Source organism: Sphingobacterium sp. UBA5996, assembly GCF_002429765.1.
Classification (GTDB): Bacteria; Bacteroidota; Bacteroidia; order Sphingobacteriales; family Sphingobacteriaceae; genus Sphingobacterium.
The window spans coordinates 140,665-157,144 of record NZ_DJAS01000012.1; the positions used below are offsets into that span (position 1 = coordinate 140,665).

Genomic DNA, 16,480 nt, shown 5'->3' on the forward strand with positions numbered 1-16,480 from the left:
GTCAATAAAATCCTACGCATTAAAGGGTATAATTGTCGGTAACTGTTAAATTGTTTTAGCTGATTAAAAAACGAATATATTAAATATTTCCCAAATCGCGACCTGCACTTTCCTGATCTATCTGTGAGGCATTTAAATTAAAATTCTTGCAACTTTCACAAAAATAATACTATCTTCGTTTTAACTTTAGGGGTGTCTGCTTGTGCAGGCTGAGATTTTACCCTTAGAACCTGATCCGGATCATACTGGCGTAGGGAAAAGTGAGCTGTCTAACAGGTGCATTGCTGTACCTTCGTGTAGCCATTCCTAAAGTTTAACCAAAAAAATTAAGGAATGGAACTTACAATAAACCATCAAATTCGATTTTTCGACCCCGCCCCTCTTTCACTTGAGGAACTATTGGTCTTGGAATTATCTGGCAAAACCCAAGGTGTTGCCGCTGCCATCAACAACCATGTTATACCCAAGGAAGATTGGGCTACAACAACACTCAATCCTCACGATCAAATCATCTTAATAACCGCATCGCAAGGCGGATAATGATTTCAAAAAAATCACCCTAATCATTCACTTCAATTCAGAAAAATGACAGCTGAAACAATTACGCAATCCCCTTTTCCCAATTCAAAGAAAATTTTTGTACCTGGAACGCTATTTCCTATTCAAGTTGCTATGCGACAAATTTCTTTAAGTCCAACCAAATTGAGCAATGGGCAAGTAGAAATTAATCCCCCTATCACAATCTACGATACCTCTGGTCCATATACCGATGAGGATTTTCAGATCGATATCCGAAAAGGTCTCCCGCGGCTTCGCGAACAATGGATATTGAATCGCCAGGACGTGACCCAGCTAGCCAACATCACATCCCAATACGGACAAAAAAGGCTCTGTGACCCAACGCTTGATGCGCTCCGATTTGCCTATAGTCATAAACCGAAGGTGGCCACTTCTGGCGGAAATGTCACCCAATTACATTATGCAAAGAAAGGCATCATTACCCCCGAAATGGAGTACGTAGCTATCCGGGAAAATCAACGTATCGAGCAGCTAGTAGCCACCACACCTGGAATGGATCATCAGCATACAGGTGAAAACTTTGGTGCCAGAACACCTAAAAAAAAGATTACTCCCGAGTTTGTCCGCGAAGAAATCGCTGCCGGAAGAGCGATCATTCCCAATAATATCAATCACCCTGAAAGTGAACCGATGATCATTGGCCGTAATTTCCTGGTTAAGATCAATGCCAACATTGGCAATAGTGCTGTTAGCTCGAGTATCGAAGAGGAAGTTGAGAAAGCGGTTTGGGCCTGCCGTTGGGGGGCCGACACCATCATGGATCTCTCCACAGGTAAAAATATTCATGAAACCCGCGAGTGGATCATCCGCAATTCACCCGTTCCAATCGGCACCGTACCAATCTATCAAGCATTAGAAAAAGTAAAAGGGGTAGCCGAAGACCTTACTTGGGAGATATTTAAAGACACCTTGATCGAACAGGCAGAACAAGGTGTTTCATACTTTACTATACATGCAGGTGTACTGCTTCGCTATATTCATCTTACAGCTTCAAGGGTAACTGGTATCGTCTCAAGAGGTGGTTCCATCATGGCTAAATGGTGTCTTTTTCACCACAAAGAAAACTTTCTTTATACCCATTTTGAGGAAATCTGCTCGATTATGAAACAATATGACGTCGCTTTTTCGCTTGGCGATGGTCTTCGCCCTGGAGCTATTGCGGACGCCAACGATGCGGCTCAATTTGCTGAACTCGAAACATTGGGTGAACTTGCGAAGATCGCCTGGAAACACGATGTTCAGGTAATGATAGAGGGCCCCGGTCACGTCCCAATGCAACTGATCAAAGAAAATATGGACAAACAACTGGAATGTTGTAATGAAGCTCCATTTTATACCTTAGGCCCGCTTACCACCGATATTGCTCCGGGGTATGACCATATTACTTCGGCCATTGGAGCCGCGATGATCGGTTGGTACGGTTGTGCCATGCTTTGTTATGTCACCCCAAAAGAACACCTCGGACTACCAAATAAAAAAGATGTTAAAGATGGTGTCATCACGTACAAACTAGCCGCGCATGCTGCCGATTTGGCCAAAGGACACCCTGGAGCACAGTATCGTGACAATGCTTTAAGTAAAGCAAGATTTGAATTCAGATGGGAAGATCAATTCAATCTGTCCCTAGATCCGGATACCGCACGGGAATATCATGACGAAACCTTGCCTGCAGATGCAGCTAAAGTCGCTCATTTCTGTTCCATGTGCGGCCCCAAATTTTGCTCCATGAAAATTACGCAAGAAATACGGGATAGTGCAGCGCAGGGTATGCTTGAAAAATCCCAAGAATTTATCGCACAGGGTAAAGAAATCTATTCATGATCATTGCACTAACGCCAGAAGAGACCATAGATACCGAAAAAGCGGTTCTCCATACACTTTTTGAAAAGGGACTCGATTTCCTGCACTTACGCAAATATCATTTTACAGACTTACAAATGGCAAGATATGTAGAATCAATAGATCCTGCATATCTTGAAAAGTTGGTCCTCCATTCCCACCCTCACCTGTCGGCTGAACTTGGGATCGCACGCATTCATATAAATGAATGGAGTAGACAGCATAGCCCCTCCAGTCAGATGAACGCTCCAATTATTTGCTCAACATCTGTACATGATATCCTGGCATTCAACAAACTGGATGAATGCTGGGCTTATGCTCTTCTCAGTCCAATATTTCCAAGTATTTCAAAAAAAGGATACGGACGAGATAATGCCCAACTGAATCAACTTCCAAAACGCGTTAATTTTACGGTTCGTCTGATAGCACTTGGCGGTATAAACCAAGCTAACTGCCTCCTGCCATTGCAGGAAGGGGCAGATGGAATTGCTTTGTATGGCGCTTTATGGCAGCATCCAGACCCAATTCAAAATTTCATTGCATGTCAACAAAAACTATGGAAAAACTCCAATACATATCACAAGGACAAACATTAGATGCACAAAAAGATAATATTTTAAAAGCTCTTGATGCTGGTGTCAAATGGATACAAGTTAGGTGGAAAGGAGCTCGCCAAGAGCATCTTTACACATTGGCAGAAAAGATCAAAAACGTGTGTTCGCTATACGGCGCCACCTGTATCATCAATGATCATCCTGCGCTTGCAGCGGCTGTAGACGCAGACGGCGTACATCTCGGACTGGAGGACGGCAGTATCGCTGCGGCAAGGAAGCTATTGGGGCCAGGAAAAATAATTGGCGGTACTGCCAATAGCTTTACAGATGTAAATCAAAGAATAACGGAAAATTGTGACTATATCGGGCTTGGACCATTCCGATTTACGACAACAAAACAAAAACTAAGTCCCGTATTGGGGCTTGACGGATATGAAAATATCATTAGGCAGGTCAGACGAGAAGGGTTATCCCCTATCCCGATATTCGCCATAGGCGGTATAGCCCACCTCGACGACATTCAACAGCTATTACAAACTGGAGTTTATGGAGTTGCAATTTCCGCTCGTATAACCTATAATCCAGCAATCGTTTCATCAATCAACAAAATTTTAATATGAGCAATTTAACCATAGCCGATCGCGTATTTGAATCAAGGTTATTTTTGGGTACGGGCAAGTTCGGCAGTCTCACAGAAATGAGCCATGCCATTGAATCTTCGGCTTCCCAGTTGGTTACCGTGGCCCTCAAACGCATCGATCAGAACACCGTAGACGACAATATCCTGAATGCCCTCCATCTGAAAAATATTCATTTGCTTCCCAATACCTCGGGAGCACGTACTGCTAAAGAAGCGGTACTCGCAGCCCAACTTGCACGAGAGGCTTTGGAAACAAACTGGGTAAAGTTGGAAATTCATCCCGATCCTCGCTATCTATTACCTGATCCCATTGAAACCTTACGTGCAACTGAATCGTTGGCCAAATTGGGGTTCGTCGTCATGCCTTATATCCATGCAGATCCAGTACTTTGTAAAAGGCTGGAAAATGCAGGCACAGCAGCAGTTATGCCTCTAGGTGCTCCTATTGGCAGTAATAAAGGACTTCGTACTATGGACTTTCTTGAAATTATCATTGAACAAAGTAATGTACCCGTCGTTATAGATGCTGGCATCGGAGCGCCTTCCGATGCCGCCAAAGCTATGGAAATCGGAGCAGACGCTGTTTTAGTGAATACGGCAATTGCCATTTCCAATAACCCCGTACGCATGGCCGCAGCATTCAAAGAAGCGGTTACAGCTGGCCGAAGAGCCTATGAGGCCGGCTTAGGAAAGGTCGGAGCACATGCCGTCGCTTCGAGCCCGTTAACTTCATTTTTGTTAGACTAATCATTGCCTTATGACCGATTTTAAAATGCTTTTCAATCAATACTCCTGGGATGAAATCCAAATGCAAATTTACAGCACTACAGATCGGGATGTACAGCATGTGCTAAATAAGGATCATTTGACCCTATATGATTTTGGCACACTTACCGCTCCGGCAGCGGCTCCATATCTGGAACAAATGGCTCAAAAGACACAACAACTCACACAGCGCCGATTCGGCAAAACTATTCAGCTGTATGCTCCCCTTTACCTCAGCAATGAGTGCCAAAATATTTGTACCTATTGTGGTTTCAGCATGGACAACAAAATCAGACGAAAGACGCTTAGCGATACCGAGTTGTTACTGGAAGCGATGGCACTTAAAGCTATGGGAGTCAACCATATCCTCCTCGTTAGCGGAGAAGCTAACAAAACTGTTGAAATCAATTATTTCCTACATGCTATTCAACTTCTAAAGTCCCATTTTTCCCAGATATCCATTGAGGTACAACCGTTGGAACAATCCGAGTACGAGTTATTGCAGGCCGCTGGCGTATATGCCATCTTGGTTTATCAGGAGACATACCACCGGGAAGTTTATAGGCAATATCATCCCAAAGGAAAAAAGTCAAATTTTGATTATCGTTTGGATACACCTGATCGTATAGGCCGGGCAGGCATCCATAAAATCGGATTGGGTGTATTACTGGGGCTCGAAGACTGGCGGGTGGACAGTTTCTTTACCGCCGCACACATTGCTTATTTACAAAAACATTATTGGCAGACTCGTTATTCAATTTCCTTTCCACGCCTGCGTCCAGCTGCTGGCTCTTTGGAACCAAATTTTCATTTGGCCGACCGCGATCTACTGCAGCTGATCTGTGCATATCGCCTGTGGAATGAAAATTTGGAAATCTCTATTTCCACAAGGGAAAACGAAACTTTTAGAGATCATATTATACCCATTGGAGTAACGACGATGAGCGCTGCATCAAAAACAAATCCCGGGGGCTATGTTGTCGATCCACAAGCTTTAGAACAATTTGAAGTAAGCGATGAAAGGGATATGGAAACCATAAAAAGTCAAATCCGAAAAATGGGATACTCGCCGGTGATGAAGGACTGGGAAACCAATTTCGCTGGCATAGTACGTTAAATAAATGAAAAAAGACAATATTTTTGAGCGCTATAGCCGGCAGATTTTTATCGATGAAATTGGCGTCTCAGGACAAAGAAAAATCATGGATGCCAAGGTATTGATTGTTGGCGCAGGGGGACTCGGAAGTCCCGTCCTTCAATATTTAGCCGCTGCAGGTATAGGTAAACTTGGCCTGGCTGATTTTGACCATGTTGAAATCCACAATCTAAATAGACAGATCATACACTCCGAAAACAACATTCACAAAACTAAAACCGAAAGTGCCCAAGACTATATTCGACAGCATAATAGTACAATTGATTTTCATACGGTTCAGGTGAAGATAGAACCGAACAACGCGGCTGCAATTCTTGCTCCCTATCAAATAGTAGTAGATTGCTCGGATAACTTCTCGACACGTTACTTACTGAATCAAATTTGCTTGAAACTCGATAAACCCTTGGTATATGGGAGCATCCACGGCTTTGAAGGACAGCTGGCAGTTTTTAACTTTGAAGGCAGTAAACACCTTCTGGACATCTTTCCCACTCCCCCAAACCCCGATCAGGTTCCAAATTGCGATAAAAATGGAGTACTAGGCCCCCTGCCAGGGATCATAGGTAGCATGATGGCTATGCAGGTACTTAAGATCATAACCGGTTTACCTGTAGACAGCAACCAGTTAACCATTATCGATACCTTAAATTGGCGGTTTTCTAAACTCTCATTCTAAATGTCGTCTCAAATGGTATCCCATAAATGGTTTAGAAGGATTCACGAGCGCGCAAAATTTATTTAAAACCACAGTGCACAAACAAATTTTGCTAATTTTAGTTTATATATTAGCAAGCTTAAATGTCAACTATACAATCCGGAATGAAAAAAGTAATTTATCCATTACTATCACTAATACCTTTATTCTCCATGGCGCAAGAGACAAAACTCACTGCCGATGATCTCTTTGCTAAAGCGCGAAAGGTTGCTTTTGAATCAAAAGATTATCCACAAGCGATTCAATTATCCAAGCAGGCGCTACTTCAAGCACCGGACTACACGGATATCAACATTTTTTTAGCGCGCATTTATACCTGGTCAGATAAGATAGATTCGGCAAGGGCCATCTTTACGGAACTGGATAGAAAAAATACCACTGATGAAGATTTCTTTTTGGCGTACGCTTCGCTTGAGTATTGGAACGACCAGGCTGAAAGAGCAATTGCAATTACCGATAAAGGGCTACGCATACATCCGCAGTCTCAGGATTTACTATTGCTAAAAGGCAAAATAAGCTATGGCAACGATCAATACGAAACTGCCGAAAAGGCAATTCATAGTTTGTTGGAAATTAATCCAAAAAATACGGAGGCCAGAGCATTGACAAAAAATATTGAAGAGTATACCGCTAAAAATGCAATCGGTCTGACGTACAATTTTGTCTATTTTGACAAACAGTTTGATCACAATTGGCACATTGTTGGATTAAGTTATAAACGGGCAACAGCAATAGGATCTGTAATTTTCAGAACTAACTATGCGAATAAATTTGCAGAAAATGGCGTCCAATTTGAGATGGAGGCTTACCCACGGCTTTCAAAGATATTTTACCTTTATGTCGGAGCAGGCTATTCCAATAATGTGGGGATTTTTGCGAAATATAGAACTGGTGTGTCTCTCTATGCCAATCTTCCGAACAGCTTTGAGGGGGAAATCGGATATCGTCAGCTCTATTTTAGTGACAACATCTGGATGTACACAGCTTCAGTCGGAAAATATTACCAAAACTTGTGGTTCAATCTAAGGACTTACCTTACTCCAGGCGAAAAGAATATTTCCCAATCGTATACCGGAACAGTCCGCTATTATACAAAAGGAGCAAACGATTACTTCGGATTTAGCGCCGGAACGGGTTTGAGCCCTGAGGAAAACCGAAATAATCTATTGGACAACGCTTCCTATAAATTAAAAACATTTAAAGTAGGTGCTGAATATAATTTCTCTGTTAAGCAAAGTAATCTGTTTTCAATTTCGGGCACCTATTATAACCAAGAATTCCGTCCCAAAGAAAAAGGAAATCAACTAGACATCATCCTAGGCTATATTCGAAAATTCTAGCGGTTTCCTGTCCGTTTGAAATAGTTGGTATAGACGCTATCCGGAATGAGCCGCTTCTCTGTATAGAATAGCTTATTTTTGCGCTTAAATAATTCAAAGCGCCTTGTAACCTCCTCTTTCGCATTATCCGAGGCCACGTCTTCATTGAACACACCATCCAACTGATACAGTTGTCCATCAGAAAGATGATAATTACCCCTTACAAAATCAATCAACTGATTTTTGCTCTGCATCATACCGATGCCATCACCTTGTGCAGATGCCCCTTTGTCAAGGCCCGCACCTATCCAAGTAACTTGACCGGGAGTTTTAACTCCAAAGTTTTCTCGATAGTAGGCCAATATAGATGGCGCGACATCAAAATGGCTAACAAAATGATGAAAAGTCTTTGGCCCTTTTAAAAGTGGTGAATAAATCAACAAAGGAACATGATAACGATCGATTTTGCTTTGTAACGGTATCTCAGGCATTGCGTGGTCTCCAGTTATGACAAAAATCGTATTTGCAAAATCTGCTCTCTTTTTGTAAGATTCAAAAAATTGTTCCATCGCATCATCCAAATTCAACACTGAGACCAGCTGCGTACGGTTTTCTAAAGCCCACTTTTTCTGCTCGGCCGTAAGGTTCAATGTCACCATACGTTGATCAAATAATTGCTCATAATGGGCCGCATTATTAATCAAAAATGGATTATGTGTAGAGAGCGTCAAAAGCACATGGAAATAAGGTTGTTGCTGCACTTTCTGTACTTCAAGAAGCTTACTAAATACAGCTTGGTCTTCATATCCCCAACTTTCTCCCCCCTTTTCAGGCAATTTCTTATATGGAGGACCAAATGCTTCCTGATCGATGAGCATATCAATTTTATTATAATCCATGAACTTCTTCATGAAGTCAAAATTTGAATGACCGCCATAGAAAAAACCAGTATTAAATCCGTTGCTCTTTAGAATATTAAATAGATTGAAATTGTCTGGTAAGGTATCTTGCTCTAAAAAACCGTGCATAGCAAAAGGTAGTGAGCCTGTTATCGTAGGCAGAACAGAAAATGTCCGTCCTGAAGAACTCATGTTATTGTCCCAATACAGCGATTGCTGCTTCAGTTTACCGATAAATGGCGTAAAGTTACCGATATAGCCATTCTCAGCGCTATAGGCATGCCCTAGCCCCTCAATGACGAGAATAACTAAATTGGGCACTTTCGTCGTTTTCTGAAGGTGTGTTCCTAGAAAATCTTTGGTATCTTCTTTTTTCAAAAAAGGAAATTTAGTATCCAACACCTTTGTATCCTCCTCTTTATGGAACATTGCGAGCATACCCGGGTGTTCATCCACATAATTTGATAAATTGGAATTGAAGAAATAACGCCATTTACTCCGGCTTGCATTGGCTACGAATTCATCGTTATCGGAGCGACCCCCTAAAAGCGAAGCCGAACTAATGAAAAACGATATGATCCCCAAAGATAAGAGTGCAATACTAACATAGTTTTTTTTGAATGTCTTTTTATTGGCAATCCAAAGCGGAACCCAAGAAATTGCGATCAATAATAAAAGTAAAGCAATATTGGTAAAACTCAACATACCGCTAGCCTCCAAAATTTGCTTCATCTCTTCCGAACTGTAATAGAACATATCAGCCCCAAGCAAATTTCTCGATTCGCCAAAATACAGAAATAAGATGAACTGCATAACAACAATAAGCGAGAACGAAATGATCAAAAGAAGCCTCGCCCAAAATCTGCTTAAGAATTGTAGCAATAAATAGCCTATTCCCAAACACGCTAAGGCTTGAAAGATAAACAGGATGTTATCCAAAAATAGGTATTTGCCTGCGTGGACCTCCGAAAGCTGAGAAAATCGACGACCGTACCACCACCATTCTACACCAACGGATAACATATACAAGGCAAAGGCAACCAACATCACAGGTCCTAAGCTTTTTAACGACAGATTTAATCGGTGACCGAGGTATTTCCAAACCGACTCATTGGCATCTTTTTGTTGAAAGCCTTGTCGTGTCATTTCTCCCCAGCCATGCTGCTTGCGAAAGTAATCAACAACCCCCTGGACTCCAGCTTTAACGACAATAGGGTGAAAGTAAAATGGTTCTAGAATAGCGGTAGTTATTAACGTCGAAAGGTCCCGCTTCTTTGAATAGACCTGGTGGCTAACAAGATCAATCAGGATGGCATAGATGGAATACAAAATTCCCGAAGCAATTACCAGTGCAAAAAGTGCGAAGAAAAATGGCCAGTTGATGATTCCGAGTATAAAAAAGATTAGAAAAACAATGTAACCCGTAAATTCGACAATAGGCCCCAAAAATTCAAAGAAAAACCAATAAGGCATGCTAACCATACCGAACCGACCATACTTCGGATTGAACATGAGTTTACGATGCTTCCATAAGGTTTCCATCGTGCCGCGCATCCAACGATTGCGCTGCTTACGTAGTACCTCTTTAGATTCTGGCACCTCCGTCCAGCATAAGGGATCAGGAATATTAACGACCTCGTAAGCCTGCTTTTGCTCTTCCATATAGCGACGCATACGAACAACAAGCTCCATATCCTCCCCAACCGTATTTCGGTCATAGCCTCCGCAAGCCAACACAATCTCCCGGTTAAAAGCGCCAAATGCACCTGAAATCAGAATTAATCCCGAAGCTCTAGACCAAGCCATTCGCCCTAAAATGAAAGCACGGATATATTCTAAAGCTTGCGTGCGCCCCAACCAAGACTTTGGCAAATTAACATCCACAACAGACCCATCCACGACGTTACAGTTGTTGGCCAAACGGATAACGCCACCGCAAGCGATAACGCGTTTGTCAGTTTGTTCTAGAAATGGCTTCGCTAATTTTAAAATCGCATCCTGTTCTAAAATACAATCCACATCAATACAAACGATATAATCTCCAGAAGAGATATTCACCCCAACGTTAAGCGCGTCCGCCTTGCCGCCATTCGCTTTGTCTACAACAATCAGCTTCTTAAAAGCCGGGTTTTTACTTTTATAGATTCCCCGTATCTCCTTCGTCTCAATGTTTCCTTGAACAAAGAAAGACGTCGGTTCAAGTTCATAAGACGTGATCAATTTTGATATAGAATCATCCTTACTCCCATCATTTACGATAATAATTTCTAGATTATGGTAATACAACGACAATAAGGACCGCACATTCTCAACGATGGTCATGCCCTCGTTATAGGCTGGTGCAATCAGACTGAATGTAGGAGCATTGGGATTGGTGGCAATAATACTATAGTCCGTAAACGTATTATCATGTTTGTAACGAAACACAGCTCCATAAGCATATAATCCTATCCAAGTATAAATAAGAAATACCGCCCCGGAATAAAGCAAAAATAACCAAACTATAATTTCATATACGATATGGGAAAACTCTAACATTTTTTCTCTTGCAAAGCGTGTTTAATAATTCGTCTAAGTTCGTCGTAGGTATCTCCAGCTTGTGATACCTCCTGCAAATAGTGTTCTTCTCCAAGAACGACAAGTACTTCGGCGGCAGAAATTTTAATTGATACTTGGGGATGATTCCACAGTAGTTCTTTAAGAAAATGCTCGCTTTCTTTACTCTTGGCTATCTTCATCGCTTTCAGAATCTCATTCTGCACTGCGAGTGGCTGCAGATCGAAACTTTGTATAAATTGCTGAATTGTCCCACGATGCTCGATGGCTTGTAAAGTTCTTACAGCCTGTACACGAACCATCGTCGATGGGTGAGCCAACAGGTTATGAACCGCCGTATAGAGGGTCATCAATCTGAATTTTCGGATTAGACGTAAAGTGAATATGACAACCGAATCATTTGTGCTATTAATCCAATGATCAACTTGCAAATCAGATTGTTCCGGTATATCATGAATGGAATACAATAAGCGCAACTGTTGCCAATCTGATAACGGCTTATCGAAATGCTCCAAAAAGCCAAGGCCTTCGTATCCCTTAAAACTGACAATTGCATATTGGGCCTCCTGATAAACGGCAGTTCGGGGATCGTTTAACTTCGCCATGATTTCAGGTATTGCAGCTTCAACATTCATCGCTGCAAGCTCCTGAACACCGCCGGCTACCAAATAGCCGCTGCGATGCCTGAGTTTCCGCCAGGCTTCATCCTCGAGTTCAAAATCACGAAACAGCCTATTAATCGATTGTTTAGCACCACCAGAAAATTTTCTATCCGAATCAACCAGTACATCTAAAAAAAGTGCCCGAAATGAAGGCTCCTTTAAATGTTTCGCAAATTCCTTATCGCTATCACTACGGTCATCATTCCCTACGATTGTCTCCATAATCTTATACTCGATGATTTCTCTCCAAGATTGCTTATTATGAAGTATTCGATAACTATAGAAGCTGTAACCCAATACTGTAATAATCAACAACAGTACTAAGATCAACACGATAACTATCGCAAGAATAAGTTCATGTAGTGCGATATGGTGATACATATTGTTTATTTATTTTTTAGGCGTTTTATTCTGAGAATGAGCTCGTTTGGACTAAATGGCTTAACCATAAAATCTGATGCTCCTAAATCGAACGCATCGACCACAACCTCCTCCTGGCCCATACTCGACAATACAATGACTGGAATCTCCTTTCCAACACGCTTAATCGCCGAAAGGATTTCAATACCAGAAGCAAAAGGCATCATAATGTCCGTCACAATTAAATCCAAATCCAGTTCATTAATTTTCTCTATCGCTTCACGACCATTTCTGGTCAACACTACTTCGTGCCCTTCTTTTACCAACTTGTGTTCAACAGTACGTAATATCAATTCGTCGTCTTCAGCTATTAAAATCAACATAGCGTTATTTATTTAAAATTTTTGTAATGAGTTCCAAACCTATATCCATTTCTTGTTCAATTGCTCTGAAAGCGTTCGCAAGATCATTTTCAATGGTCGAACTTGTTTCCAATTCTTTTGTCATCTCGGCCAATTTGACAAGCCCTGCTGTTGAAGCAGTGCCCCGCAATTTGTGTAGCAGCTCCTTGACATGGACAAAATCATCTGCATGGATTGCCACCTGTAGCTGCTTTCTAGCCCCTGTTATCTCCCGTACGACCAAATCCAGAAAAAAAGCTAAAAATGCAGGATCATCACCGGCCTGTTCATCCAAGCGATGCATGTCTAAATGTTGATCGCCGTGTGCTAATTCGGAGGCGTCGTCAGCAATAGGAGTACCGGATATTGCTTTATCCAACGCTATGTACAAATCTTGTTGTCGAATAGGCTTAGCTAAAAAATCGGACATCCCCGCCGCTAGACAGCGTTCCCTTTCTCCCGAAATATTACCGGCTGTAACCCCAATTATAGGTGTTTCGGCGTAACCTTTAATCTGGCGAATCTGTTTGGTAGCTTCAATACCATCGACCTCAGGCATCTGAACATCCATTAAAATAAAATCAAATGTCTTCTTCCTACAGGCCTCAATGGCCTGAGCGCCATCAGACACTTCTGTCAGGCGTGCACCCGGCATTATACTGGCCATAATGCGCAAATTGAGCGCCATATTGACCGCATTATCATCTGCCAATAAGACCTGAATTTCCTTATGATAAAAATCTGAAGACACAGACAAATTTTCATTAGCTTTTGATTGGACGGCTTCTTGCCTATTTTGCTGGATCGCTCGGCGAAGTGTTGAATATAACTCTTCTGACTTAATGGGTTTAAGCAAACAGAAAGAATGCTCTTCCTGTCGGAATGCCGAAATCACCTCATGCTCTTCCGATGAGGTATGCAACACAATCAATGGAATGCCTTCCTCTTGCTTCAGAAAGAGTTCTTTGATTTTACCGATCGTTTCTAGGCCCGATAATATCGGCATATGATAGTCCATTAAAATAACATCGAACCTTTCACCTTTCATCAATAACTGTAAAGCTTCCATACCATTAGCCGCGAGTACAGAGTCGACGTTCTTATACGATAGCATATGTTGAAGAATGATCCGATTATTAGCGTTATCATCAACAACAAGGACACGATTTAAAGGCAGTTCTGTATCTATATCCTCCTGTTCTTCAAATCGGACCTCAATATCAAAGAAGAATGTGGACCCGACGCCCATTTTGCTCACCAAATTCAGTTTGCTTCCCATATATTTCAACAGGTTGTTAGAGATTGTCAAACCAAGTCCGGTGCCACCATAACGTTTACTTACGGAACTATCTTCTTGGGTGAAAGCATCAAATATACGTTGTTGCTTGTCGGGCGGAATTCCAATACCAGTATCTCTGACTTCAAAACGTAGCGCTAATTTATCCTCGCTATTATAGCGCTTACTGATCTTAAATTCGATCTCGCCTTTTTCTGTGAACTTCACAGCATTGCCCAACAGATTCACCAATACTTGCTTGATACGTGATTCATCAATCCAAACAAAAGCGGGTAGCCCCTGCTCAATATTCAGAAGCAGTTCGACATCCTTTCGCTGGGCTTGATAGAGAACAACATTAATAACCTGATTAGCTACATCATATATATTATATTTATCAACAAATAATTCAAGTTTTCCGGATTCAATTTTTGAAAAATCCAAAATGTCATTAATAATATTGAGCAAGCTATTCCCCGATTCATTGATATAGCCAAGATACTGCAACTGCGTATCATTTAATGGCGTTTTCAGCAATAAGTCCGAAAATCCGATCACCCCGTTTAAAGGTGTTCGAATTTCGTGGCTCATATTGGCCAGGAATTCGGACTTTGCTTTACTGGCTAGCACGGCTAGTTCTTTTGCTAATTTCAATTCATCATTTATTTTTACTGACTCCGTTATGTTCTGCGTAAAAATAATGATCCCGCCGATACTTCCATCAGCAAGATGCCATGGTCTAACTTCCCAATTGAAATGCTGCGCTTCGGCCAATCCACCAGCCTGAATAATCTCATCCCTATTCTTATAAGGTATGCCACCCAAAGCATCGCGGTATATTGTTTTTCTATTTTCCGGAATATGAGGAAAAAGATCGAAAAAGTTACTATTAGTCGGTAAACTGGCCCCATCATGAAAGTCTTCCAACCATTGATTACTAACCGAAATATAGTTAAAATCACGGTCAAACATAGCAACAGAAGCCGGAACGTAATCTACAAAGGCGCGTAACATCGATTCTTTGCGTTCTAATTCCAGAAATAGCGATTTACTATGATCGATATCCTGTATAATTCCATACACACGTTTGCATAAATCATTTTCAAATTCGGGAATACCCTTTACGCGTACCCAAATCGACTCGCCGCTTTGCTTTAGTAGACGTAATTCCGTATCATAAGGTGTCCTGGAAGCAATTGCCTCTTCAAATACTCGTCGCAATGTGCCCTGACTCTCCTGTTCATAAAATCCGATAGCATGCTCAAAATCCGGTGTAAAATCAAGAGGTACACCATGGATAAGCTTTGTAGAATCCGACCAATAGACCTTATTGTTAACCAGGTCTACCTCCCATCCACCAACTTGAGCGACAGCATTTGTCTGTTCTAAGATCTGCTTGGTATGCAAAAGATCATTTTCAAGCCGCAGCCGATCCGTCATATTTAACGCAGTGCTGACAACGTAAGACTTTCCATTTTCATCAGTTTCTAGCATGTTATGATAAAGCCAAGAGATATCTTCACCATCTTTTGTTTGCAAAACCATCATTCCTGAATCCTCTCGGTTGCTCGCAATACGTTGAAGATAATCTGCGACTAAAGCAACATGATGAGCCGGGACCAAGTTTTTTAGATTAAGTCCTTTGACCTCCTCTTTGGAATAACCTAATAACTCTCTTCCTTTTTCATTAACTGATAAAATATTGCCTTCCATATCATGCATGCTCATCAGGCCAATGGCATTTTCAAAAAAGCTACGGAATCTACGCTCAGAATTTTCCAGTTTCAGTTTTTCTTTCCGTTCCGCTGTCACATTTCTGCCAAAAGCCAAAATATCACGGTTGACTGCATCAAATTTAAAATTCCATTCAATCTCCACCATTTGGCCGTTCTCCATTCGAGTCGTACTACTGCTTTGGATACCGTATTTTGTTTCCGCTACCCGGTTCAAGTTGAATGCTAATTTTTCTTCAGTATCACCCAATAAAGTGAAAATAGATTTGCCTAAGCTGTCCGAGCGGGACAATCCTAAAACTTTACTAAATGCAGGATTAACATCTTTAACATTGTGCATATCATCCAAAACACAAATGATATTGTTGGTCAAATGAAAAATTTCAGCGAAATAACCCGCCTGTTTTTTTCGATGCTTTCCCAGTAATATCTTGGTCGCTGCCTTGCCTAATTCTGCCAGGGAGCTGACCTGTTTCTCTGAAAGCTGTTTGGGATGGAAATCAATCACGCAAATTGTCCCAAGCGCATCACCATCATCGTCCAAAAGCGGAACCCCCGCGTAAAAACGGATATTTCCCTCGCGAATCAAGGGATTGGAAGAAGAGCGAACATCGTTAAAAGTGTCTTCAATGATGAGCACTTCTTTACTCATGATCGTATACTGACAGACGGTATTCTTCCTGTCCACAGTGTCCAACGCTATCCCAACGCAACTCTGAATACGTTGCGTTTCTTGTTCCATCATGGCAATTAGAGCAGCAGGACAATCTGTAATCAAACAGGCTGCCTGCGCAAAAACATCTAATTCCGGGTCTTTCCCGAGCCCCATTAACTCATAGGATTTCAGTTTTTCTATCCTTCTTAACTCATTTTCAGGAAAAACATTATTTACCATTTATCTCCAGTATTTAGATCAGATTTATTATCACTGTGAAGTTAACAAAAACATTACTGAACGCCGCGTAAATAATAAGGAAATTGATCAAATAATGTTTTATTAAGAACAAACACTGCGAAGAATAGTTG

Annotated in this window: 12 protein-coding genes and 1 riboswitch; of the genes, 8 read left to right on the forward strand and 4 right to left on the reverse strand. The window is 41.5% G+C overall.

What is annotated here, in order from left to right; all coding sequences use genetic code 11:
- The first annotated feature begins 178 nt into the window (after positions 1-178).
- Positions 179-274: riboswitch (TPP riboswitch) on the forward strand.
- A 59-nt stretch (positions 275-333) separates the two neighbouring features.
- The 8 genes from thiS (at position 334) to B3E00_RS09450 (ending at position 7,588) form a co-directional block, all read left to right on the forward strand.
- A complete protein-coding gene (gene thiS / locus B3E00_RS09415; protein WP_293879141.1) occupies positions 334-540 on the forward strand; it encodes a sulfur carrier protein ThiS in 207 nt (68 codons plus the stop codon).
- Positions 541-585: 45 nt separating this feature from the next.
- A complete protein-coding gene (gene thiC / locus B3E00_RS09420; RefSeq protein ID WP_293938282.1) occupies positions 586-2,400 on the forward strand; it encodes a phosphomethylpyrimidine synthase ThiC in 1,815 nt (604 codons plus the stop codon).
- On the forward strand, positions 2,397-3,014 hold the full coding sequence (locus B3E00_RS09425; RefSeq protein WP_293879145.1) for a thiamine phosphate synthase: 618 nt from the start codon (positions 2,397-2,399) through the stop codon (positions 3,012-3,014). Before thiC ends, B3E00_RS09425 begins: the two co-directional genes overlap by 4 nt.
- Positions 2,960-3,592, forward strand: a complete 633-nt coding sequence (gene thiE / locus B3E00_RS09430; protein WP_293879147.1) for a thiamine phosphate synthase — start codon at positions 2,960-2,962, stop codon at positions 3,590-3,592. The genes B3E00_RS09425 and thiE overlap by 55 nt, the downstream gene beginning before the upstream one ends.
- Complete coding sequence (locus tag B3E00_RS09435) at positions 3,589-4,359, forward strand: thiazole synthase (protein ID WP_293879149.1); 771 nt, start codon at positions 3,589-3,591, stop codon at positions 4,357-4,359. Before thiE ends, B3E00_RS09435 begins: the two co-directional genes overlap by 4 nt.
- Positions 4,360-4,369: 10 nt before the next feature.
- Positions 4,370-5,494, forward strand: coding sequence for a 2-iminoacetate synthase ThiH (gene thiH, locus B3E00_RS09440; protein ID WP_293889101.1), 1,125 nt, complete (start codon positions 4,370-4,372; stop codon positions 5,492-5,494).
- A 4-nt stretch (positions 5,495-5,498) separates the two neighbouring features.
- Complete coding sequence (locus B3E00_RS09445) at positions 5,499-6,209, forward strand: HesA/MoeB/ThiF family protein (protein WP_293879153.1); 711 nt, start codon at positions 5,499-5,501, stop codon at positions 6,207-6,209.
- A 143-nt stretch (positions 6,210-6,352) separates the two neighbouring features.
- Positions 6,353-7,588, forward strand: a complete 1,236-nt coding sequence (locus tag B3E00_RS09450; protein WP_293879155.1) for a YaiO family outer membrane beta-barrel protein — start codon at positions 6,353-6,355, stop codon at positions 7,586-7,588.
- Here the strand turns inward: B3E00_RS09450 and B3E00_RS09455 are convergent.
- The 4 genes from B3E00_RS09455 to B3E00_RS09470 are packed head-to-tail and all read right to left on the reverse strand — an operon-like array spanning position 7,585 to position 16,349.
- The gene (locus tag B3E00_RS09455; RefSeq protein WP_293879157.1) at positions 7,585-11,004 is read right to left on the reverse strand and encodes a sulfatase-like hydrolase/transferase; all 3,420 of its coding nucleotides are present in this window, start codon (positions 11,002-11,004) and stop codon (positions 7,585-7,587) included. The two genes, B3E00_RS09450 and B3E00_RS09455, sit on opposite strands and share 4 nt — an antisense overlap.
- Positions 10,998-12,065, reverse strand: coding sequence for a HEAT repeat domain-containing protein (locus B3E00_RS09460; protein ID WP_293879159.1), 1,068 nt, complete (start codon positions 12,063-12,065; stop codon positions 10,998-11,000). The genes B3E00_RS09455 and B3E00_RS09460 overlap by 7 nt, the downstream gene beginning before the upstream one ends.
- Before the next feature lie 5 nt (positions 12,066-12,070).
- A complete protein-coding gene (locus B3E00_RS09465; RefSeq protein ID WP_209574302.1) occupies positions 12,071-12,427 on the reverse strand; it encodes a response regulator transcription factor in 357 nt (118 codons plus the stop codon).
- Positions 12,428-12,431: 4 nt separating this feature from the next.
- A complete protein-coding gene (locus tag B3E00_RS09470) occupies positions 12,432-16,349 on the reverse strand; it encodes a response regulator (protein WP_293879162.1) in 3,918 nt (1,305 codons plus the stop codon).
- Between the last annotated feature and the right edge of the window lie 131 nt (positions 16,350-16,480).

Excerpts from the sequence above, each read along its gene's own strand:
- B3E00_RS09465 (WP_209574302.1), bottom strand. The coding sequence starts at position 12,427 with ATGTTGATTTTAATAGCTGAAGACGACGAATTGATATTACGTACTGTT.
- B3E00_RS09455 (WP_293879157.1), bottom strand. The coding sequence starts at position 11,004 with ATGTTAGAGTTTTCCCATATCGTATATGAAATTATAGTTTGGTTATTT.
- B3E00_RS09435 (WP_293879149.1), top strand. The coding sequence starts at position 3,589 with ATGAGCAATTTAACCATAGCCGATCGCGTATTTGAATCAAGGTTATTT.
- B3E00_RS09450 (WP_293879155.1), top strand. The coding sequence starts at position 6,353 with ATGAAAAAAGTAATTTATCCATTACTATCACTAATACCTTTATTCTCC.
- thiS (WP_293879141.1), top strand. The coding sequence starts at position 334 with ATGGAACTTACAATAAACCATCAAATTCGATTTTTCGACCCCGCCCCT.
- B3E00_RS09460 (WP_293879159.1), bottom strand. The coding sequence starts at position 12,065 with ATGTATCACCATATCGCACTACATGAACTTATTCTTGCGATAGTTATC.
- thiH (WP_293889101.1), top strand. The coding sequence starts at position 4,370 with ATGACCGATTTTAAAATGCTTTTCAATCAATACTCCTGGGATGAAATC.
- B3E00_RS09445 (WP_293879153.1), top strand. The coding sequence starts at position 5,499 with ATGAAAAAAGACAATATTTTTGAGCGCTATAGCCGGCAGATTTTTATC.
- B3E00_RS09425 (WP_293879145.1), top strand. The coding sequence starts at position 2,397 with ATGATCATTGCACTAACGCCAGAAGAGACCATAGATACCGAAAAAGCG.
- thiC (WP_293938282.1), top strand. The coding sequence starts at position 586 with ATGACAGCTGAAACAATTACGCAATCCCCTTTTCCCAATTCAAAGAAA.
- thiE (WP_293879147.1), top strand. The coding sequence starts at position 2,960 with ATGTCAACAAAAACTATGGAAAAACTCCAATACATATCACAAGGACAA.
- B3E00_RS09470 (WP_293879162.1), bottom strand. The coding sequence starts at position 16,349 with ATGGTAAATAATGTTTTTCCTGAAAATGAGTTAAGAAGGATAGAAAAA.